This is a genomic window from Anaeromyxobacter sp. Fw109-5 (genome assembly GCF_000017505.1).
Lineage (GTDB): Bacteria > Myxococcota > Myxococcia > Myxococcales > Anaeromyxobacteraceae > Anaeromyxobacter.
Genome location: NC_009675.1, coordinates 2,026,314 through 2,046,101, shown reverse-complemented (window position 1 = coordinate 2,046,101; position 19,788 = coordinate 2,026,314). Strand labels below are relative to the sequence as shown.

The window sequence follows — 19,788 nt, the reverse complement described above, 5'->3', positions numbered from 1 at the left end:
CGAGCGCCGTCCTCGACATTCCGCTCGCCCTTCGACAGGCTCAGGGCGAGCGGATTCAAGCCAGTCACGCGAGCGGATCCCGTCGGCGCAGGGAGCGAGTGGTTTCCCCGAGACTGAAGGAAAGCCGGGCTCCGCTCACTCATCCACCCGGATCACGCCCTTCTTCAGCGCGAACCGCACGAGCTCCGTCCGGTTGTGCACCTGGAGCTTCTCCATGACGTGCTCGCGGTGGCTCATGGCGGTCTTCACGCTGATGCCGAGGACCTCGGCGACCTCCTTGTTGGACCGCCCCTCCGCGACGAGCTTCAGGACCTGCTTCTCGCGGTCGGTCAGCGCCTCGTAGGGATCGGCGGCGCCGCCGGGGGTGGCCTGGCCGGCGTCCTGCATGGCGGTCCGGGCGACCTCCGGATCGAGCACCAGGCCGCCGCGGTTCACCGCGCGGATGGCGTTCGCGAGCTCGGACCCGGCCGACTTCTTCAGCACGTAGCCGGCGACCCCGGCCTTGAGCAGGCGCCGCACGTACTCGCGATCCTCGTACTGGGACAGGATGAGGACCTTCGATCGCTTGCCGAGCTTGTGCAGCTCGAGGGCGGCCTCGATGCCCCCCAGGCCGGGCATGGCGATGTCCATGAGCACGACGTCGGGGTCGAGCCGCTCGACCTGGGCGATGGCCTCCTTGCCGTCCGCCGCGTCGCCGACGACCTCGATGTCGGGGTGGAGCTGCAGGAGCGCGCGGATGCCCTCACGCAGGATGGCGTGGTCGTCCGCGATGAGGACCCGGATCTTGCTCATGCCACCACTCCTCCACGCCCTTCCTTCGCCCCGTCGGCCTGCGCCGGCTCCGCCGGCGGGAGCGGGACGCGCACCTGCACCCGCGTCCCCTGACCCGGCGCCGAGTCTATCCGAGCCGAGCCCCCGAGGATCTCCGCTCGCTCGCGGATTCCGAGCAGGCCCCAGGGCCGCCGTCCCTCGCGCCGCGCGGCGGCCTCCACGTCGAAGCCCCGGCCGTCGTCCTCGATGTCTATCTGGATGGCGCCGTTCTCCACGCCCACCTGCACGAGCACCGCGCTGGCCTGGGCGTGGCGGGCGACGTTGCTCATCGCCTCCTGGCACATGCGGAAGAGCGCGGTCTCGAGCTCGGGCGGCAGGCGGCGGTCCAGCTCGCCGAACTCGCAGCGGACGGAGATGCCGCGCGTCTCGAGGCTCCGCTCGGCGTACCACTGGATCGCCGAGAAGAGGCCCAGGTCGTCGAGCACGGACGGGCGCAGGTCCAGGATGAGGCGATGGACGTCCTCCAGCGTGCGCAGGGCCACCGCCTTCACCTCGTCGAGCCGCGGCGTCAGCCCGGTCCGGAGCGCGTCCTGCGCGGCCTCGAGCCCCATGGCGAGCACGGCGAGGCTCTGCGTGGTCTCGTCGTGCAGCTCCCGGGCGATGCGCTTCCGCTCGTCCTCCTGCGCGGTGATGACCTTGCGCAGGAGCTGGGAGCGATCCGCGTCCCGCTCGCGCACCCGGGCGAGCGCCTCGTTCAGCTCCCGGGTCCGCTCCTGCACGCGCTGCTCGAGCCCGACGTTCGCCTCCGCGAGCTGCGCGAGCGTCCCGCGCAGCGCCCCGCGCATCCGCTCGAGCGCCCCCCCGAGGCGGCCCACCTCGTCGGAGCCGAGGTCCGGGATGGGCCAATCGAGCTCTCCCCGGGCGATCCGCTCCGCCTCGAAGGTGAGCACGCCCACCGGCCGCGTGACGCTCAGCGCCGCGCCCCAGGCGAACGTGCCGACCAGCGCGAGCTGGAGCAGCAGGCCGATGCCGACGACGTACCAGGGCAGCGATCCCTGCGTCGGCAGCGCCTCCCCGATGGCCTGCCGGACGACTACCGCCCACGGCGCGCTGCCGAGCGGGGCGAAGGTGAGCAGCTCGTCGTCCGGCAGGGCCTCGCCCCCGAGCTCGGGCACGCTGCGGTCCTGGTGGCACCCCCGGCAGCTGACGCTGGTGGTGCGGCGGTCCGACATGAGGCTGCGGAGACCGCCGCCGCAACCGGCCGGCTTCCCGGCGCGCCCGCGGTCGCTCGACGCGACCACCAGGCCGCTCCCGTCCACCAGGTCGGCGAAGCCGCTCCGGCCGCGGCGCAGGTGCTGCAGCATCCGGCCGAAGTCGCGGCGATCCGGGCGGAAGGTGCCGCCGACGACGCCGACCACCTCCCCGGTCCAGCTCCGCACCGGGACGAGCTCGTGGACCACGGCTCCCCGCGCGTCGAGGGAGAGTCCCGACATGCGGGGGCGACCGGTCGCGAGCACCTCCTCCACGAGCGGTCGCGCCGCCTCGGGCACCTCGGTGAGGGTGCCGGTGGGCTCGTGAGCGAGCAGGTGCTGCTCGCGGTCGAGCACGAAGATCGTCTCGCGATAGCGGAGCGACTCGTGGGCCGCCCGGACGAGGCGCTGCTCCTCGGCGTGGTCGGCGTCGCCGAACCCGGCCGAGAGCGCCGACGCGAGCCGCTGCAGCGACTCGAGGTCCGCCGTGAGCCCCTCGTCGAAGTGCGCCGCCACCGCGCCCGCGGCCGCGCTGCGCCCCACGAGGATCCGCTCGTCGAAGCCCCGGATCCAGTAGAGGCCCGCCGCCGCCATGAGCACGATCGGGAAGAAGATCCCGATGCCCATGAGCAGGTACACGCGGGTGCGGAGCGAGATCCCCCCGCCGGAGGTCGATCCCGGCGCGCTCACGGCTCGCGCCTCCCGTGGAGGCTGTGCGCGATGCGGAGGAGCTCGTCCAGATCGCCCTGCGTGCGGAGGACGATGGCGCGCCCCTCCACCATCCAGTTGAGCTCCTGCCAGGCGTCGCCGTCGAGGAGCACCGTCGCGAGGACGGCGGGGTGGCCGCCCACCGCGGTCCGGCGGAAGGACAGGACGTTGCGGTCGCCCATGAGCGCCGGGTCGATCTCCTCGCCCGGCTCGGTGGCCGCGAGGAGCTGCAGCCCGGGCCCCCCGGCCCTGTCCGCGAACGCGAGCTTGACCGAGCCGTGCCGCCCGCCCGCCACGCGGATCTCCGCGGGGGGCCAGGCGAGGCGCTGCGGGTAGTAGCCAGGCAGGACGATGCGCACGCCGAGCCGGCGCTCGGCCTCCTGGATCGTGGCGGCGCGGTGGGCGCCGGAGTCACCGGTGAGCAGGCGCGGCAGCGCGCCCAGCCCGGCCACGACCACCGCCGCGGTCGCCAGCACGTAGGCGAGCGTCGCGAGCATCCGGGCGATCTCGCCGCCCGCGGCGTTCACCCGCGCGGTCATGGCCGTACCGATGGTCATACCACGAAGAACAGCAGCGCCGTGAGGCCCGCGCCCGCCAGCGCGACCCGTGCGCCGCCGTACGGGAGCCGGGCGGGCGCGCCGTCGAGCAGCCGCCGGCAGCGGACCTCGATGTCGTGCGATCGCACCCGCGCCAGCGGCTCGGCGAGCGCGGCGGCGAAGGGGAGCGTGCGGGGCACCGCGGCGCCGCCCGTGGCCCGGTGGAGCTTGAGGAGCCCGCTCGCGAGCGCCACCCGGTCGCCGCACGCGGCCGCGCCGCGCTCGTCGGCGAGCCACTCGGCGTCGCGGGCCAGGGCGCGCGACACCACCTGGAACGCCGGGTTCCAGAACATGAGCGCCCGCAGCCCCATGAGGATCCAGCTCTTCAGCGGATCGCGCCCGGCGACGTGCGCGAGCTCGTGCGCGAGCGCCGCGCGCAGCTCGTCCCGATCGAGCCGCGCCAGCGTTCCGCGAGACACCACGAGGGCCGGGCGCCGCACGCCGGTGCAGAAGAGCACCGGCAGGTCGCGGTCGAGGAACACCACCGGAGGCTCCGGGATGCCGAGCGCGGCGGCGGCGCGCGGCAGCTCCGCGTCAAGCACGGCCGCGCTCTCCGCGCCGGGCAGCTGGCCCTCCGGAGCGCGGCGCCCACGCCCGCGCAGCACGGGGAGGAGGTCCATGAAGAACAGCGCCGCCCCCACCGCCGCGAACGCGGCGAGCCACCACCAGTAGAGGCCGACGCCGAGGAGGCGGACGGCCTCCCAGCTCCGCGCGTCGAAGATCGCGAGGTCCTCGCGGAAGCCCTCGCCGGCGCGGCCCGGGAACAGCGCCACGAGCGCCGGAAACAGCACCAGCGGATAGCCCAGCGCCGTGAGGCGCAGGGCCATCCGCTGGCGAGGTTCGCGCACGCCCCAGCTCCGCACCAGCGCCTCCACGAGCAGCGAGGCGACCAGGGTGTGGAAGATGGCCTGCGCCAGGATGTCAGCCCACGTCGCGCTTTCCACCGTGGCCGGGGGACGCGTGCCCGTGCGCGGAGTGGCCGTGCGCGTCCGGCGGCAGCCCGCCCTCGAGGCGCGCCAGCTCGAGCGGGTGCTCGTGCAGGTAGCGCTCACGGCTGACCTTGCCGGTGAAGATGGACGCGTCGAACGGGAAGACGTCCGGGTTCAGGTGCGCGTTGAAGATGTGCCAGATGGTGATGACGAAGAACGCCATCAGCCCTTCGTTGGAGTGGGCCACCTTGGCGGCGGGGATGATCTCGCCCGGGATCAGCATGGCGGCCTTCACCGGGAAGAAGAGCATGAACCCGGTGACGACCATGATCACGTTGCCGGCGACGAGGCCCCAGTACTCGAACTTCTCCTTGTAGGTGAAGCGATCGTACTGGGGATGCTCGTTCGTCATGCCCAGGTAGTACCGGAGCTGCTGGATGGCGTCCTCGAAGTCCTTCTTCGTCGGGACCATCGAGAAGCCGATCTTGCGCGAGAGGATCGCGGCGATCCCGCTCGCGAAGTGCACCACCGTGGAGATGGCGAGCAGGATCCCGAACCAGCGGTGGATCCAGCGGGTGTTGTCGATGCCGCCGAAGAAGCCGACGAAGGAGTGCGCCCACCCCGTCGTGTAGAACTTCTGCGGCAGCCCCGTGAGGCAGAGGGCCGCGAACGTCGTCATCGTGACGAAGTGCTCGATCCGCTGCTTGAGGCTGAAACGGACGATGTAGTTGCTCATCGATTCACCACGACGCGCCAGAGGTGCAGCGCGATCTGCAGCACGAGCCCGCCCACCATGAACGGGATCATCAGCTTGTAGAAGAGCATCACGCCCCAGACGATCGGCGCCTTCTCCGGAGTCGGCTCGTAGTGCGAGAGCCACGCCTTCGGGAAGCTCTCGCTCGCGCCCTCGTGGCACTTCGCGCAGGTCTTCTGGAGGTTCGACGACATCACGGCGGAGTTCGGGTTGTCGGCCTTCTCGATGTCGTGCACCCCGTGGCAGTCGGTGCAGACGGCGGCGAGGCGGACGCCCGGGCCCTTCTTCTGGCCCTGCTGGAGCGTCGCGGCCATGCCGTGGAAGTCGGCGAGGTAGGTGTCCACGACCTTGGTCGAGAGCCCGTACTTCTTCATGAGCTTCTCGTCGGTGTGGCAGCGCCCGCAGATCTCGGGGGTGCGCATCGCGAGCGCCCCGTCGCGCGGGTCGGTGGTGTCGTGCGCGCGGTGGCAGTCGGTGCACACCGGCACGTCCGAGCTCCCCTCCGCCGCGCGGCCGTGCACGCTCTTCGCGTAGACGTCCGCCTCGGAGGCGTGGCAGCCGGAGCACATCTTCGAGATGCGCGCGCGCGGCTGGCCGGGGCGGGAGATGTCGTGCGCCCCGTGGCAGTCGACGCAGAGCGCGGCCTTGTCGTTGCCCTTCGCCATCACCGCGAAGTGAACGCCGTCGAGCGTCTTCGTGTAGTTCGCGAAGTGGCAGCCCTTGCACTGCTCGTAATACGCGCGGGTCACCTCCCGGCGGGTCTTGAACTTGAGCTCGCCGGTCGCGTGGTCGCTCGTCTTGTCGGTGTGACATTCCGTGCACCGGAGCATCTCGCCGTGCACCGACTTGGCGAACACCTCCTGGTTCACGTAGAGCGACAGCTTCTCGCCGCTCGGTAGGTCGTACGTCTGATCCGGGTCGCTGTGGCAGCCGAGACAGTCCTCGGACTCCGCCGGGATCCCGGCCCAGGCCGGGGATGCGGCGACCGCGACGAGGAGCGGCAGTAGAAATCTCTTCATTGGCCCACCCTGGAGGGAGTCATCAATCCGTTGCACAAAACGGACGAGCGATTCCTACCAGGGAGGCCAGGTGAAAGTCCAACGCCTTCACCCGGATAAAGCCGCGTAAACGCAGTGACATTCTCGAAGAGGCCCGCTCGGCCGCCTGGCGCGCAAAACTCGCCGAAGTCGCAGGCCTCCTCCATCGAGTGCGCAATTTTCGCAAAACGCGCTCTCGAGGCGGAGGAGGATTGACGACCGTCAACGCGAAATGGCCCGAGCGCGTGAACCAGAACGGGCTCCAGCGCGCAGGAACCGCCAGCAGGCGATCGCGAGGCCCTGCGCGATCGACGCAATCCCGCATACGGGCAGGAGAATCACGAAGAGTGCGCCTGCGACGAGGGCCACGAGCGCCACGAGCGGTGCGGCAAGGAGCCGCACCACTCGCGTTGCCGCCTCTGCGACAGGTTGCCGCGCCGTTTCCATACCGTGAACTCGACGCGGGGAGTCCGCGAAAGACGTGCGGGGCGCGGTCGATTGCCGCAGCATGGCGCCCCTCACACCGTGAGGAACGCCGCCGCCAGCGCGCGCCACCCCGCGTCTCCGATCAGCCAGGGCGCAGGTGCCACGAGCTCGCCACCGTCGGCCGCGGCGAAGCCGAGCTGGTCCTCGAGGAAGCGATTCCAGCGCGTGGCCTCTCGCCGCATCCAGCTCTCCGCCGATTCTCCGTGCGGGAGCGACGCCCACGACCCGTCTGCCGGCGAGATCGCGACGAGCCATCCGCGGCCGTACCCTTCGCGCTTCACCAGCCCGGGATCCCGCACGACCGCCGCGTTCACGGCGGCGATGATTCCGGGTACGGGTGCCCGGACGCGCACCTCGCGGCCACCTCCGGAGATCGTGGCGATGGTCTCGCCGCGGGCGACCTGCGTCCCGGCGCGCGGCAGCTCGACCGCGGACACGGCCGGGAGGAGCCGATTGGCCAGGTCGTCCACCCCCAGCTCCAGGGCGCCGCCGATCCGCGGCTGCAGCCAGGTGTGACCGGGGGCGTAGACGAGCCCGGGACGGAAGAGGACGCCGCCTACGCTGTGCAGCCCGAGCCGCCGCTCGCGTCGCCGCTCGACGGCGCGCATCGCGAGCGCCAGCGCGAGCGCGGGGACGGCGAAGAGCGCGATCATGGCGAGGAACACGCCGAACCGCGCCAGGATGCCTCCGAGGAACACGCCGGCCGACTGGAGGACCTCGATCACCGCGGACATGGCTTCCCTCCTCGCTCTCCCGGGCGCGCCCTGCGTGCCGCGCCCGTGACCCGCCCGTGCTCCGACCGCCTCGGCGCGAGCGGTCCTGCCACCACCCCCACCCGCCCCGCCGCTCGCGCGGACGGGGCGGGCGAGGTCCCACCCCACTCACTGCGCGTGGCACATGGTGCAGTCGTCGAACCCGAACGCCTGCTTCCCGTGGCACGCGCCACAGCTCTCCCCCTTCTCCATCGCCGCGTGCTTCACCACGCGGTCGCGGCGCTCGGCCGAGCGGCCGAGGATGCTGAACAGCCTCGGGTGGCAGCTCGCGCACGCCGGCTTCGCCGAGTCGACGTGACTGTCGTGCCGGAAGGTCACCTCCCCCGGGCTCTCCGCCCCCTGCGGCAGGGGCAGCGCCTGCGGCAGCCTCGGCAGGTCACCGGCCAGCGCACCGCCGGCGAGGAGCGCCCCGACCACCGCGCCGATCCTCATGAGCTTCGTCGTCGTCATGGCGGTCTCCGTGCCTAGGTGAGGAAGTGCTCGCGGGCGAGCCGCTCCCAGTCGTCGCCGGCGAGGGCGTGGGCGATGCCGTGGATGGGCGCGCCGCCGTCCTGCAGGACGTGGGCGAGCTCGGGGCTCATCCGGAGCGCGAGCCGCTCGCCGGCGTCCTCCACGAAGTGCCGCGCGGGACCGTCCGTCAGGAGCTGGCGGAGGTTCGCGGCGAGGCGGGGCGCCTTCACCTTGAACAGCCAGCCGGCGCCGTACGGATCCTCGAGGGGCTCCTTGCCGTCCCGGATCTTGGCGTTCACGGCGACCACGGTGCCGTCGATCGGGGAGAGGAGCGGGACCGTGCGCGCCTGGTCGCCCATCGCCAGGGCGGGCTCGCCCTGCGCGACGATCGCGCCGACGGCGGGGAGCTCCACGCGCGCCGGACCGACGAGCTTGTGGGCGAAGTCGTCCACGCCCACCGCGACGAGGCCGTCGTCCTCGAGCCGCGCCCAGGTGTGCCCCGGGTGCAGGTGGACGCCGGCGGGCAGCTGGAACCACCCGGCGGTGGGCCGCAGCGCCCGGGCGCCGGCGGCGACCGCGGCGGCGGCGCGCGCGACGGGGCGCGGCGCGGCGACGCGGACGGTGGCCTCCTTCAACCGCCCGCCCTGGACGTAGCGCCAGAAGGGGATGAAGAGGAGCAGGTAGCCGACTGCGAGGGCGTACTCGAGGAGCTTGGCGGGGTAGATGCTCAGGAAGTCATGGGCCATGACGTCCTCCCTCAGTGATGCCCGGCCGCGAAGCGTGGGTCTTCGCGGAGGATGGGCATGCGGTTCACGATCCACCGGAACGCCAGCACGCCGATGGTGACGAGGGTGATCGAGACGATCACCTCGCTCGCGCTCGGCACGTAGCGGACCGGCTGGTTCCAGTTGAAGGCGACGATCGAGACGTTGAGGCGGTTCAGGATGACCCCGAGGACCCCCATCACGCCGGCCGCGCGGACCAGCTTCACCTTGGCGTTGCGGGCGCCGTAGGCGAAGAGGAACGCCGGCACGAGCACGAACCCGACCGTCTCGACCAGGAAGAGCGCGCCGTAGGCGGTGGGCAGGTAGCCCCAGGCGTGCCCGTCGATGACCCCCTGCAGCTTCAGGAAGAAGTAGGCGAACATGACGAGCGCCCCCGCCTTCCCGAGCCCGAGCGTCAGCTTGTCCATGTCGACGTGGTTGCCCGCGACCTGCGAGTGGAACGCGCGGTGCGACAGCATCGACTCGACGATGACCATCGAGATGCCCGCGATGATCGCGGAGATGAAGAAGAAGACGAAGATGAAGGGCGTGTACCAGAGCGGATGGAGCTTCGTCGGCGCGAGCAGGAACAGCGAGCCGAGCGCGCTCTGGTGCATGGTCGAGAACATCACGGACAGGACCGTGAGCCCGATGAGCGCCTTGCGCATCACCGCGTGGAGCTTCCTCCAGCCGAGCCACTCGAAGGCCGGGACCGTGAACTCCAGCAGGAGCACGGTCGTGTAGCACATGACGCACCAGGCGACCTCGAACAGCGCCGAGGCGGTGCCGAAGTTGAACATCGCCATCACGATGTTCCAGGGGCGGCCGAGGTCGGCGAGCAGCCCGATCACCGCCATCACGTAGCCGAGGAACGCCGTGAGGATCGCCGGCCGCTCGATGGGGTGGTACTCCTCGAGGCCGAAGATCTGGACGGTCGCGCCGATGGTGAACCCGCCCGCGGCGAGCGCGATGCCGGTCATCATGTCGAACCCGATCCACAGGCCCCAGGGGGCGGTCTGGGAGAGGGCCGTGGTGGCGCCGAGCCCGGCGATGAAGCGGTAGACGAAGATCGGCAAGCCGACCACGAGGATCGCCGCGGCGATGGCGTTCCCCTTGGTGCAGCAGGAGCGGGCGTACTCGCGCCACCCCATGCCGAGCAGGATCTTCTCGCGGACGAACGACTGCTGGGCGGTGACGGCGCCGGCCTGGACGCTAGCCATGGTGGTCCTCCTTCCCGTGCTCCTCGCCCTCGGCCCCGTTCTTGCGCCGCGAGAACACGTAGAGCCCCATCAAGAGCGGGGGCCACAGGGTCATCACGAACGGCGGGGCGCTCAGCGCGCCGGAGACGTGGCTGGGGATGTCCTTCTCCGGCACGTCGGCGCGGAACGCGAGCTTCTCGAGGTCGAGGTCGGTGATGTAGAGCCAGCTCGTGCCACCGGCCTCGTGCTCGCCGTAGACGTGCGGCACGTACTTGCCGGGGTTCGTGTAGATGCGGGTCTTCGCGAGCTCGAGCAGCTCGGAGCGGCGGCCGAAGGTCAGCGCGCCGGAGGGGCAGACCTCGGTGCACGCGGGCTTCAGGCCCTTCGCCTGGCGGTCCGCGCAGAACGAGCACTTCCGCACGCGCGGCTTCCAGCTGTCGTACTCGTACTTCGGCACGTCGAAGGGGCACGCGACCATGCAGTAGCGGCAGCCCATGCACTTCGACGGGTCGTACACCACCGGGCCCTCCGGCGACTTGTCCATCGCGCGGACCGGGCACGCCGAGGCGCACCCGGGGGCGAGGCAGTGCATGCACTGCTTCTTGGCGAAGCGGACCGTGCCGTCGTCCTTCTCGGCGCGGTTCACGACGGTGAAGACCTGCGGCGCGGTGTCCCGCCGCTGCAGCATCACGTCGTCGCTCTCGGGCGGCGTCGGGAGCTCGTTCTTCTCGGCGCACGCGGCCTCGCAGGCGCGGCAGCCGACGCAGAGGGTCGTGTCGACGAGCACGCCCGGCCCGTCCGTCCCCTCTGCGTGCGGCGTGGCCGCCGACGCCGAACCGGCGCCCGCGGCCCCTGCCGTCACTGCGGCGATCTTGATGAACTCTCTGCGTCCGATGCTCATGGTCGTCTCCGGCGAACCGGCTCCGCTAGCTGGCGGCGACGAGGTTCATGGTCCCGAGCACCGCGACTCCGAACAGCGCGATCACGAAGGCGAACATCATGGCGAGCTCCTTTGGGCCTGCGGGGTGGTGGCTCTTCTCGACTCCTCGCAAGAGCACGCGACGGGCCATCGTGGAGGCGAGCGCACGCGCGGCGCGGAACGGCGCTGTTTACGGTGGGTTATGGAGCCGGCGCGCGACCGCGCCGCGACGCCGCGCCCTCGCGGGACGCCGGCGAGCGTCGAGAAGCTCTACGACCCCGCGCCGGGGCGAAGGTGGCGCCCTCCGCGATCACGCACGGTTACGTGCGATTCGCGCCCTGCTGAGGAGTTACTCCACGGGCGTGGAGGGATTCAACGCCGCTCGGGAAGGGGCCACTTCGCAGCGACGGCGCAGGGCGCGCCGGGATGCAATCCCCTGATGAAGAGCCCCGGACGCGCGCGACCGTCCGCCGCGCCGCTGCGCGGATCGGTCCCTCAGGGAAGCGGGCTCAGCCGGACCGCCTGCGCGAACGGGTCGTTGCGCTCGCCGCTCACGCACACCGGCGCGCCGTCCACGACCCCGCAGCTCGCGCCGGCGCGGCGGAACGGCGCGAGGGCCTGCGCATGCACGACGTAGATCGTCGCGCCGTCGAGCTGCCCCCGGGCCACCGCGCCGTACAGCTCCTGACAGGAGGAGGCCGCGCGCTCGGGGTCTAGCCGCGCGGCGTACGATCCGTTGAAGGTGGCCCCGAGCCGGTAGGCGACGTGCGCGAGGCCGACCTGCGCGTCCCACGGCCAGATCGGCGGCCCGCACCCGTCCGGCTGCTCCGCCACCGGCTCCCCGCCCGCGATGAGGTAGGGCGGATACATCGCGAGGTGCCGGTAAGCGCCGCGCGCGAGCCCCCAGACGTCCGAGCCGGGCGGTCGCCACGGCTCCGCACCCAGCCGGACGGGGACCGGAGGCGCCACGTCCGCCGCCTGCACCCCGAGCGCGATCGCGAGGACGGCGACGAGGACCCGGGGCCGCGACCGCAGCGCCGCCGCGAGCAGCGCGATCGCGCCGAGGAGCACGACGTAGTGCACCGGCCAGACGAACCGGCCCGACGACCGGAACGTGCCCCCGAGCGCGGGGACGAGCGCGTACAGCCCGACCTTCGCGATCCGCTCGCCGCCCCAGGAGATCGCGTCGGAGAGGGCGAACGCGAACAGGAGCACCGCCACGGCGGCGACCGGCGCCGCGCGCGCGAAGGCGCCGGTCGAGGGCCGGGCGCCGCGCGGGACGAGGGCGAGGACGATCGCCGTGGCCGCCAGCAGCAGGACCCCGCCCCCCAGATATCCGAACCCCTCGTACTGACCGGCCCGAACCGGAAGGCTCGCGAGGGCGCGCGACCAGCCCATCGGGTTCACGAGGGTGGCGAGGTCGGAGGAGAAGTAGCCGAAGCCCTCGGCCTTGGACCGGACGCCGTTGCCGACGAAGCCGAAGAGGGCGAGCCCGGCGCCGGCCGCCAGCGCGGCGGCGGCGAGGCCGCCCGCGAGAAGCGCGACGCCACGCCGCTCGACGGCCGCGAGCCGGACGACCAGCGCGGCCGCGAGCGCGGCGGTCATCACCACGAAGTACGGGTGCACACCTGCCGCACCCCCGACGAGCAGGAGCGCGGCCAGCAGGCGGGCACGGATCCGCGCGGGGTCCACGGGCGCGAGGGCGAGCCACAGCGCGACGAGCACGATCCAGTGGGCGCACAGGCTCGCGTGGCCGGTCAGCGGCCCGACGAGGCGATGGAGCAGCGGCGGCGCGAGCGCGAACAGGGCGCCACCGAGCGCCTGCGCCGCGGCGTTCGGGGTCGCGAGCTTCACGAGCTTCGCGCCGACGAAGCCCTGCAGCGCGAACGCTGCGAGGAGCCAGGCCCCGACGTACTGGAAGTCCTGCGGAAGCACGGACGCGACGGGACGCAGCGCGATCGCCACCAGGGGGATCGAGTCGGTGAAGCCGAGCGTCGAGCCGACGGGGTACGGGTACAGCGGGTTGGCGCCCAGCGGCAGCGAGAACGGCGCCGACCGGAAGAACAGCCAGCCGAGGTGGTTGGCGGCCCAGTCGCCGTGCATGAGCCAGCCGACGTTCCTCGGATCGACGGCGTCGAGCCCCACCTGCAACGCCAGCCAGACCACGCCGGCGAGGGCCGCCCCGAGCGCGGGACCGTGCGCGCGCGCGACGCGGGCGAGCGCGGGCGAGCCAGGTGTTCCGGCGCGGTCGCCGGCGGCGAGCGGGGGCTCGCCCGGAGCCATCTCGGAGGCGTCTCTCACGGCGGGGGAGGATCGCCGCTCCCCTCCCGAGGTGTCAAACGTGCGGGTCGGGCCGCCGCCTGGAGGGCGCCGGCGCGCCCGGTAGGCGAACCGCCCCCCTATCCCCTCGCGTTCCGCTCGCCCTCGTGCGCGGCGTCCGCCTCCTCGCCGTCGCGACGCAGCCCGTACTTCCTCATCTTGTTGTAGAGCGTCACCCGGTCGATCCCGAGGATGCGCGCCGACTGGCTCACGTTCCCGTTGGCGTGCGCCAGCACCGCCGCGACGTGGCGCTTCTCGACCTCCTCGAGCGAGGCGAGCGTGCCGGGCTTGGACGCGGCCTCGAGCCGCGTCGGGAGCCCCAGGTCGGAGAGCTGGATGACGGTCCCCGTCGCGACCACCGCGCCACGCTCCAGCACGTTGCGGAGCTCGCGCACGTTGCCCGGCCAGTCGTGGGCCATGAGGGCGCCCATCGCGTCGGGCGAGACCCCCTCGATGCGCCGCTTCATCTCCACCGAGAGCCGCTCGACGAAGTTCTCGACGAGGAGGGGGATGTCCTCGCGCCGCTCGCGCAGCGGGGGGACGAGGATGGGGATCACGTTGAGGCGGTAGAACAGGTCCTCGCGGAACTTGCCCTCGTGCGCCGCCCGGCGCAGGTCGCGGTTCGTCGCCGCGATGATCCGGACGTCCACCTCGATGGGCTCGTTGCCGCCGACCCGGTGGAAGCGCCGCTCCTCGAGCACGCGCAGCAGGTCGAGCTGCAGCTTCGGGCCGATGTCGCCGACCTCGTCGAGGAAGAGCGTGCCGCCGTGCGCCGCCTCGAACTTGCCCTTGCGGCGCGAGATGGCGCCGGTGAACGACCCCTTCTCGTGGCCGAACAGCTCCGACTCCAGGAGGCTCTCGGTGAGCGCCGCGCAGGAGACCGCCACGAACGGGCCGCCGGCGCGCGGGCTCTCCGCGTGGACCGCCCGCGCGAGCACCTCCTTGCCGCTTCCGGACTCGCCGAGCACCAGGATGGTGGAGTTCGATCGGGCGGCGGTGCGCGCGAGCTCGAACACCGACTGCATCGCCGGGCTCTTCGAGAGGAGGTCGCGGAAACGGTACTCCTGCTTCAGCGCCTGGCGCAGGACCGCGTTCTCCCTCACGAGCGACTGCTGGGAGACGATCTTCTGCATCATGATCGACAGCTCCTCGGGATCGAACGGCTTCACGAGGTAGTCGTAGGCGCCCAGCTTCATCGCCGTCACCGCGGTGTCCACCGTCGCGTAGGCGGTCATGATCACCACCGCCAGCTCCGGCTGGAGCTTCTTCGCCGCCTCCAGGACCTGCAGGCCGTCCATGCCCGGCATCTTCAGATCCACGATCATGATGGACCAGCGCTCGCTCTTCAGCTTCTCCACGGCGGAGCGGCCGTCGGGCAGCGGCGCCACGACGTAGCCGTCCTTCTCCAGCCAGCCGCCCAGCGACTCGCGAACGATCTCCTCGTCGTCGACCACCAGGATGCGGGTCGTCTCGGTCGGCATGGCTTCACGCTCCTCCAGCGAGCTCTTCGAGGTGTCCCCGGCACTCGCCGCAGAGGTCGACGCCCTTGGCGTCCACCTCGCGCACGGCCGGCGAGCGCGACATGACGCAGTGCTCGTGGCCGCAGTGCACGAGCCCGAACGCGTGCCCCACCTCGTGCACCGCCTCCTTCGCGAGCCGCTCCACGAGCTGCGCGCGGCCTCCGGCGGGATCCAGGAGGCGCTTCAGCGAGACCACCGCGGCCCCGCCGCCCAGCTGGGCCTCCCCGAACACGTAGGTGAGGATGGGGATGAACAGATCCGCGTCGGTGACGCCGAGCACCTTCCCCGCGCCGGGCCCGGCCTCGCCGAGCCAGCCCAGGATCGGGGTCGTCCGGTACTGCTTCCGCTTCTCGTCGTAGGCGTGGCGCGGCCGCTCCGGGGAGTCCCAGAGGAAGACGGGGCGGCCGAACGCGGCGGCGAGGTGGAGGCGCACGTGCTCCATCAGCTCGTGATCGACCTCCTCCTCACCGATCCACCAGACGAAGATCGATGACATTCCGGTTCCCGGCGGTGGCGGGCTCCTCGCCGCCGCCCCGCGCTGCGCGCCTGTTCATCCCCTCACCTCCGACGGCGCCTCTGCCCAGGGGCGCGGCGGGATCCGGAACGCGATGCGCGTCCCCTTCCCCACCTCGCTCGTCAGGTCGACCTTCCCTCCGTGGCGCTCGACGATGCCGTACACGACCGACAGCCCGAGGCCCGTGCCGCGCTCCTTCGTGGTGAAGAACGGGTCGAAGATCTTCGTGAGGTGCTCCGGCGCGATGCCGGGGCCGGTGTCCTTGAACGCGACCTCCACCCAGCGGCCGCCGTCCACGAGCGCGCTCTCGATCTCGAGCCGCCCGCCGCGCCCCATCGCCTCGATGGCGTTCATGATGACGTTGACGCAGGCCTGACGGAGCTGCCCGAAGTCGGCGGAGACCACCGGGATCGCGCCGAGCCGCTTGTCGAGCGTGACGCCCTGGATCCGGATCTGGTTGGCGAGGAGGAGGACCGCCTCCTCCACCACCTCGTTCACGTCCACGTCCTTCACCGCGAGCGGCCGCTCGCGGGCGAAGTCGAGCAGGTTCCGCACGATGGCGGTGCAGCGCTCCGTCTCCCGCTGGACGAGGTGGAGGTGCTTGATGAGGGCCGCCCGCGTCGCCTCGTCCGGCACGCCCTGCTCGAGGGTCCGCACGATGAGCTTCGCGAAGGTGAGGATGCCGGCGAGCGGGTTGTTGATCTCGTGGGCGATGGAGGCGGAGAGCTTGCCGAGGGACGAGAGCTTCTCGTTGCGGACGAGCTGGTCCTGGGCCGCGCGCAGCGCGGCGGTCCGCTCCTGCACCTCGCGCTCGAGCCCGTGCATGAGGGAGTCGAGGTCGCCCTTCGCCTTGCGGAGCGAGCGCGTCATGTCGTTGAAGGACGCGCCGAGCAGGCCGAGCTCGCCCTTCCAGGTGACCGGGATCTCGAGCTCGAGCTGATCGCGCGCCACCCGTCGCGTGGCCTGGACGAGCGCGGCGACCGGTCGGACCAGGTGGTGCCGCGTGTACAGCCAGGCGAAGCTGCCGAGCAGCGCCGCCGCCGCCGCCGCCGCCGCGAGCGTGCGCCAGCGGAACCCGGCGGTCTCCGCGTCGAGGCGCCTGAGCGAGACGGCCACGTCGAGGACCCCGAGGACCTTCCGCTGCGCCGGGTGGGCGTGGCAGGCCGCGTTCGCGCAGGAGGCCTCGTTGTAGATGGGGGTGATGATCCCGAGGACGCGGTGCCCGTTCGTGGGGAAGACGCGGCTCCGGTCCTGCAGGTCGACGTGGTGGAGCGGCTCGCCGGCGGCGTGACAGCCGGAGCAGGCCTCCGCGTTCCGGTCCACGGTGCGCCCGATCTCCCCCCGCTCGGTCGAGTAGGTGATGAGGCCCTCCGCGTCCATCATGCGGACCTTCTCGATCCCGGGCTGGCCGCCGATGTCCTGCATGATGAGGTAGGCGTCGCCGCGGCGGTCCTGGAGCATCGCGCGGTGGAGCGAGTTGCGGATGGTGTGGCTGAGGAGGTCGGACTCGGCGACGACCTGCGAGAGCAGGTGGCGCTGCACCGCGACCTCGGCGAAGAAGAACGCGGCGATCACGCCCAGCGCGACGAAGCCGATCATCACGAAGAGCTTGGTGGAGAGCCGCTGGTACCAGGGGATCTCGAGGCCGAGGTCCCCGAGCGACCGAGGGGCGATGGCCCGGGCGAGCCGCTCGAGCGCGCGCGTCTCCTCGCCTCGGTCGGGACGCTGCGCGGGCCCGCGCTCGCCGTCTCGGGGCGCGCTCTCGGCCGGGTTCCCTGCGGCCCTCGACATCCTGCCCCCTTCGGAAGCCGCCGCCTCGCGATGCTTCGATCACCGATACGCTCGGGACACGTGCGAGGCCTTGTCGCACATCAACACCGACGCATTACGTGGCGCAATGTTTGGGGCGTAATTGCGCTCAATCGCCGCACCATTGCGGAGCGCGCCGCGCTCAATCGCCGCACCATTGGGGAGCGCCCGCGGTGAGCCGGAATGTGGACCGAGCCGTCCTCACCTCCTCACCCTGGCCGCCCGGCGCGAGGCACGGCGTGAGCCGGGTACCCGGCAGGGAGACCGGTCCCGTCGAGAGCGGCCTCGGCGTACGACGCGCGGCGCTGCCGCACCGTGGGGCGCTTCCCCACCTTTGCGCCATATCCCCCATGTCTGGGAGACCGGCGCTGGGGCGGGAGGCGCATCCCATGGAGGACCACACACGTAACCTGCCGTTCTCTCGACGGTTTCACCAAACGTTCGGCTGGCACACCGGACGCAGCGCACCGGCCTGCCTACGAGTTCACCGGGAGGGGGCCGGGGCTGGCCGTGAGCGCGAGCGCTGGCGTGCGCGCGGCCGGCCCCGCTTTTTTTGGTAGCCTGCCCCACCCGTGACCACCGCTCGCGCCATCCTCCTCGTCCAGTGCCCCGACCGCCCCGGGATCGTCGCCGCGATCTCCAGCTTCCTCTTCCGCCACGGGGCGAACATCACCGACTTCGACCAGCACACCGCCGACGAGGAGGGCGGCGTCTACTTCACGCGGCTGGAGTTCCAGACCGACCGCCTCGACCTGCCGATCGAGGATCTCGAGCGCGCGTTCGCGCTCGACGTCGCGCGCCCGTTCGCGATGGACTGGCGGCTCACGCTCTCCTCCCAGCGCAAGCGCATCGCGGTGCTCGTCTCGAAGCACGACCACGCCATGCTCGAGCTGCTCTGGACGTGGAAGCGCGGCGATCTCCGCGGCGACGTGACGCTCGTGGTCTCCAACCACCCGGATCTGCGCCCGGCCGTCGAGGCGTTCGGGGTCCCCTTCGAGCACGTGCCCAACACGCGCGAGATCCGCCCGCAGGCGGAGGCGCGGCTCGCCGAGCTCCTCGACGGACGCGCCGACGTCGTGGTGCTCGCCCGCTACATGCAGATCGTCTCGCCCGACCTGGTCGCCCGCTGGCCGAACCGGATGATCAACATCCACCATTCGTTCCTGCCGGCGTTCGTGGGCGCCGACCCGTACCGCCAGGCGCACGAGCGCGGGGTCAAGATCGTGGGCGCGACCGCGCACTACGTGACGGCCCAGCTCGACGCCGGACCGATCATCGAGCAGGACGTCGGGCGGGTGACGCACCGCCACGACGTGGAGGACCTCAAGCGGCTCGGCCGCGAGCTCGAGCGCAGGGTCCTCGCCCGCGCGGTGCACTGGCACTGCGAGGACCGGGTGATCGTCCACGGGAACAAGACGGTCGTGTTCGATTAGAGAGGGGACTGCGTCCCTCCGCCCACCGTCCTGAGCCTGCCGAAGGGCGGTGGGGCCCCTCCCGCGCTTCGCGCCGCTTCGCGCGGGGCCCTCCCACGGCACCGGGCGCCCGGATGGTCGCCGGCTGGGGGAGCGCGGCGGCGGGCCCCGCGTGGCGGTCCGCGCCATCTTCTGGGGCAGGAGGTCCGAATGCCTGCCCGGACGCTGAACCTCATCCTCGCGCTGTGGCTGTTCTTCTCGGCCTTCGCCTGGCCGCGCTCCTCCGCCTCGTTCACCAACGCCTGGGTGGTGGGGCTGCTCGCCGCCATCTTCGCGGTGATCGGGATGACGAACGCGCGCGCCCGCTTCGCGAACACCGCCCTCTCGGCCTGGCTGCTCGTCTCCGCCTTCGTGCTGCCGCTGCGCTCGCCGTCGGCGCGCTGGAACGACCTCGCCGTGGCGATCGCGATGCTGCTGCTGTCCCTCGTGCCGGGCACGATGTACCGCCGCGCGACGGCCTGAGGTCAGGGCGGCGGTCGCGTCAGGGAGACGGCCGCTCCACGGGCGCGGCCGTCTCGGCGCGGCGCGTCTTCACGAACGAGAAGATCATCGCGCCGCCGAGGATCGCGACGACGACGGCGAGCGACACGAGCGGGTGCACGTGGATCCACCGCGACACGAGCATCTTCCCGCCGATGAACACCAGCACGGCCGAGAGGCCCGCCGACAGGTACTCGAACCGGTTGAGCAGCTGCGCCACCGCGAAGTAGAGCGAGCGCAGCCCCAGGATCGCGAAGATGTTCGACGTGAACACGATGAACGGGTCGAGCGTCACGCCGAAGATCGCGGGGATGGAGTCGAGGGCGAACACGACGTCCGAGATCTCGATGAGCGCGAGCGCGAGGAGGAGCGGCGTCGCCACGATGCGCCCCGCGTCGCGGAGGAAGAACGCGTGGCCCTCGATGCGGTGCGTCGAGGGGATCACCCTGCGCAGCGTGCGAAAGGCCCAGCTCCGCTCCGGGTGGTGCTCCTCCTCCTTGTGGAAGAACAGCCTCACCCCCGTGACGAGGAGGAAGGCGCCGAAGACGTAGATGAGCCAGTGGAACCGCGAGAGCAGCGCGGTGCCGCCGACGATCATCACGGCGCGCAGCACGAGGGCGGTCACGATGCCCCAGAACAGCACGCGGTGCTGGTAGGCCGCGGGGATCGCGAAGGTCCCGAAGATGATGACGAAGACGAAGAGGTTGTCGACCGAGAGCGACTTCTCGATGAGGTAGCCGGTCAGGAACTCGATCGCGGGCCGCGTGCCGAACTTCCACCAGATGAGCCCGTTGAAGAGGAGCGCGAGCGCGATCCAGAAGGCGGTCCAGCGAAGCGCCTCCTTCGTCGTGATGACGTGATCCTTGCGGTTGAAGACGCCCAGGTCGAGCACGAGCATCGCCAGCACGAATGCGACGAACCCGCCCCACAGCCAGGGGGTGCCCACGGTGTGCATCATCCGGCTCGTCTCCCGAGCGCCTGCGGCGGCGCGGCCTCTTCATAGACCGCCGGGCCCCGGCCAGGATGAGAAAGTTTCGG

General features: G+C 71.8%; 19 protein-coding genes. 2 read left to right on the top strand and 17 right to left on the bottom strand.

Annotated features, from left to right (window positions below; genetic code table 11):
- Window positions 1-135 precede the first annotated feature (135 nt).
- The 16 genes from ANAE109_RS09225 to ANAE109_RS09155 all read right to left on the bottom strand — a co-directional run bounded on the left by ANAE109_RS09225 (window position 136) and on the right by ANAE109_RS09155 (window position 16,780).
- Entirely contained in the window at window positions 136-792 is a 657-nt protein-coding gene (locus ANAE109_RS09225) for a response regulator transcription factor (RefSeq protein ID WP_012096589.1), read from the bottom strand.
- Window positions 789-2,711, bottom strand: a complete 1,923-nt coding sequence (locus tag ANAE109_RS09220) for an ATP-binding protein (RefSeq protein ID WP_012096588.1) — start codon at window positions 2,709-2,711, stop codon at window positions 789-791. Before ANAE109_RS09220 ends, ANAE109_RS09225 begins: the two co-directional genes overlap by 4 nt.
- Window positions 2,708-3,286 carry a hypothetical protein gene (locus tag ANAE109_RS09215; protein ID WP_012096587.1) on the bottom strand — a complete coding sequence of 193 codons (579 nt, stop codon included), beginning with the start codon at window positions 3,284-3,286 and terminating at the stop codon, window positions 2,708-2,710. Before ANAE109_RS09215 ends, ANAE109_RS09220 begins: the two co-directional genes overlap by 4 nt.
- The gene (locus ANAE109_RS09210) at window positions 3,283-4,269 is read right to left on the bottom strand and encodes a M56 family metallopeptidase (protein WP_012096586.1); all 987 of its coding nucleotides are present in this window, start codon (window positions 4,267-4,269) and stop codon (window positions 3,283-3,285) included. The genes ANAE109_RS09215 and ANAE109_RS09210 overlap by 4 nt, the downstream gene beginning before the upstream one ends.
- A complete protein-coding gene (locus tag ANAE109_RS09205) occupies window positions 4,247-4,990 on the bottom strand; it encodes a formate dehydrogenase subunit gamma (RefSeq protein ID WP_012096585.1) in 744 nt (247 codons plus the stop codon). The genes ANAE109_RS09210 and ANAE109_RS09205 overlap by 23 nt, the downstream gene beginning before the upstream one ends.
- Window positions 4,987-6,027: a cytochrome c3 family protein gene (locus tag ANAE109_RS09200; protein ID WP_012096584.1), complete on the bottom strand. Its 1,041-nt coding sequence runs from the start codon at window positions 6,025-6,027 to the stop codon at window positions 4,987-4,989. Before ANAE109_RS09200 ends, ANAE109_RS09205 begins: the two co-directional genes overlap by 4 nt.
- Window positions 6,028-6,563: 536 nt before the next feature.
- Complete coding sequence (locus ANAE109_RS09195) at window positions 6,564-7,265, bottom strand: glycine cleavage system protein H (protein WP_012096583.1); 702 nt, start codon at window positions 7,263-7,265, stop codon at window positions 6,564-6,566.
- Window positions 7,266-7,412: 147 nt separating this feature from the next.
- Entirely contained in the window at window positions 7,413-7,754 is a 342-nt protein-coding gene (locus ANAE109_RS09190) for a cytochrome c3 family protein (RefSeq protein ID WP_012096582.1), read from the bottom strand.
- Between the two features lie 14 nt (window positions 7,755-7,768).
- Complete coding sequence (locus tag ANAE109_RS09185) at window positions 7,769-8,500, bottom strand: glycine cleavage system protein H (RefSeq protein ID WP_012096581.1); 732 nt, start codon at window positions 8,498-8,500, stop codon at window positions 7,769-7,771.
- An 11-nt stretch (window positions 8,501-8,511) separates the two neighbouring features.
- The gene (gene nrfD / locus ANAE109_RS09180; RefSeq protein WP_012096580.1) at window positions 8,512-9,738 is read right to left on the bottom strand and encodes an NrfD/PsrC family molybdoenzyme membrane anchor subunit; all 1,227 of its coding nucleotides are present in this window, start codon (window positions 9,736-9,738) and stop codon (window positions 8,512-8,514) included.
- Window positions 9,731-10,618, bottom strand: a complete 888-nt coding sequence (locus tag ANAE109_RS09175; protein WP_012096579.1) for a 4Fe-4S dicluster domain-containing protein — start codon at window positions 10,616-10,618, stop codon at window positions 9,731-9,733. Before ANAE109_RS09175 ends, nrfD begins: the two co-directional genes overlap by 8 nt.
- A 25-nt stretch (window positions 10,619-10,643) precedes the next feature.
- Window positions 10,644-10,775 carry a hypothetical protein gene (locus ANAE109_RS26000; protein WP_255342629.1) on the bottom strand — a complete coding sequence of 44 codons (132 nt, stop codon included), beginning with the start codon at window positions 10,773-10,775 and terminating at the stop codon, window positions 10,644-10,646.
- Between the two features lie 356 nt (window positions 10,776-11,131).
- Window positions 11,132-12,937 (bottom strand): DUF6311 domain-containing protein, encoded by a 1,806-nt coding sequence (locus tag ANAE109_RS09170; RefSeq protein WP_012096578.1) that lies wholly within the window; start codon window positions 12,935-12,937, stop codon window positions 11,132-11,134.
- A 98-nt stretch (window positions 12,938-13,035) separates the two neighbouring features.
- On the bottom strand, window positions 13,036-14,436 hold the full coding sequence (locus tag ANAE109_RS09165; protein ID WP_012096577.1) for a sigma-54 dependent transcriptional regulator: 1,401 nt from the start codon (window positions 14,434-14,436) through the stop codon (window positions 13,036-13,038).
- Window positions 14,437-14,440: 4 nt separating this feature from the next.
- Window positions 14,441-14,971, bottom strand: coding sequence for an archaemetzincin family Zn-dependent metalloprotease (locus tag ANAE109_RS09160; RefSeq protein ID WP_012096576.1), 531 nt, complete (start codon window positions 14,969-14,971; stop codon window positions 14,441-14,443).
- A gap of 54 nt (window positions 14,972-15,025) precedes the next feature.
- Window positions 15,026-16,780 carry a sensor histidine kinase gene (locus tag ANAE109_RS09155; protein ID WP_012096575.1) on the bottom strand — a complete coding sequence of 585 codons (1,755 nt, stop codon included), beginning with the start codon at window positions 16,778-16,780 and terminating at the stop codon, window positions 15,026-15,028.
- Between the two features lie 590 nt (window positions 16,781-17,370).
- Between ANAE109_RS09155 and purU the strand changes: the two genes are divergently transcribed.
- A complete protein-coding gene (gene purU, locus ANAE109_RS09150; RefSeq protein WP_012096574.1) occupies window positions 17,371-18,231 on the top strand; it encodes a formyltetrahydrofolate deformylase in 861 nt (286 codons plus the stop codon).
- A gap of 189 nt (window positions 18,232-18,420) precedes the next feature.
- Complete coding sequence (locus ANAE109_RS09145; protein ID WP_012096573.1) at window positions 18,421-18,732, top strand: hypothetical protein; 312 nt, start codon at window positions 18,421-18,423, stop codon at window positions 18,730-18,732.
- Between the two features lie 19 nt (window positions 18,733-18,751).
- Here the strand turns inward: ANAE109_RS09145 and ANAE109_RS09140 are convergent, their stop codons facing one another.
- The gene (locus ANAE109_RS09140; RefSeq protein WP_012096572.1) at window positions 18,752-19,708 is read right to left on the bottom strand and encodes a TerC family protein; all 957 of its coding nucleotides are present in this window, start codon (window positions 19,706-19,708) and stop codon (window positions 18,752-18,754) included.
- Window positions 19,709-19,788: the final 80 nt, after the last annotated feature.

Coding starts and splice junctions, on each gene's coding strand:
- ANAE109_RS09195 (WP_012096583.1), bottom strand. CDS start 7,265: ATGTCCGCGGTGATCGAGGTCCTCCAGTCGGCCGGCGTGTTCCTCGGA.
- ANAE109_RS09200 (WP_012096584.1), bottom strand. CDS start 6,027: ATGAAGAGATTTCTACTGCCGCTCCTCGTCGCGGTCGCCGCATCCCCG.
- ANAE109_RS09205 (WP_012096585.1), bottom strand. CDS start 4,990: ATGAGCAACTACATCGTCCGTTTCAGCCTCAAGCAGCGGATCGAGCAC.
- ANAE109_RS09145 (WP_012096573.1), top strand. CDS start 18,421: ATGCCTGCCCGGACGCTGAACCTCATCCTCGCGCTGTGGCTGTTCTTC.
- ANAE109_RS09165 (WP_012096577.1), bottom strand. CDS start 14,436: ATGCCGACCGAGACGACCCGCATCCTGGTGGTCGACGACGAGGAGATC.
- ANAE109_RS09225 (WP_012096589.1), bottom strand. CDS start 792: ATGAGCAAGATCCGGGTCCTCATCGCGGACGACCACGCCATCCTGCGT.
- nrfD (WP_012096580.1), bottom strand. CDS start 9,738: ATGGCTAGCGTCCAGGCCGGCGCCGTCACCGCCCAGCAGTCGTTCGTC.
- ANAE109_RS09185 (WP_012096581.1), bottom strand. CDS start 8,500: ATGGCCCATGACTTCCTGAGCATCTACCCCGCCAAGCTCCTCGAGTAC.
- ANAE109_RS09140 (WP_012096572.1), bottom strand. CDS start 19,708: ATGATGCACACCGTGGGCACCCCCTGGCTGTGGGGCGGGTTCGTCGCA.
- ANAE109_RS09215 (WP_012096587.1), bottom strand. CDS start 3,286: ATGACCATCGGTACGGCCATGACCGCGCGGGTGAACGCCGCGGGCGGC.
- ANAE109_RS09190 (WP_012096582.1), bottom strand. CDS start 7,754: ATGACGACGACGAAGCTCATGAGGATCGGCGCGGTGGTCGGGGCGCTC.
- ANAE109_RS09160 (WP_012096576.1), bottom strand. CDS start 14,971: ATGTCATCGATCTTCGTCTGGTGGATCGGTGAGGAGGAGGTCGATCAC.
- ANAE109_RS09175 (WP_012096579.1), bottom strand. CDS start 10,618: ATGAGCATCGGACGCAGAGAGTTCATCAAGATCGCCGCAGTGACGGCA.
- ANAE109_RS09155 (WP_012096575.1), bottom strand. CDS start 16,780: ATGTCGAGGGCCGCAGGGAACCCGGCCGAGAGCGCGCCCCGAGACGGC.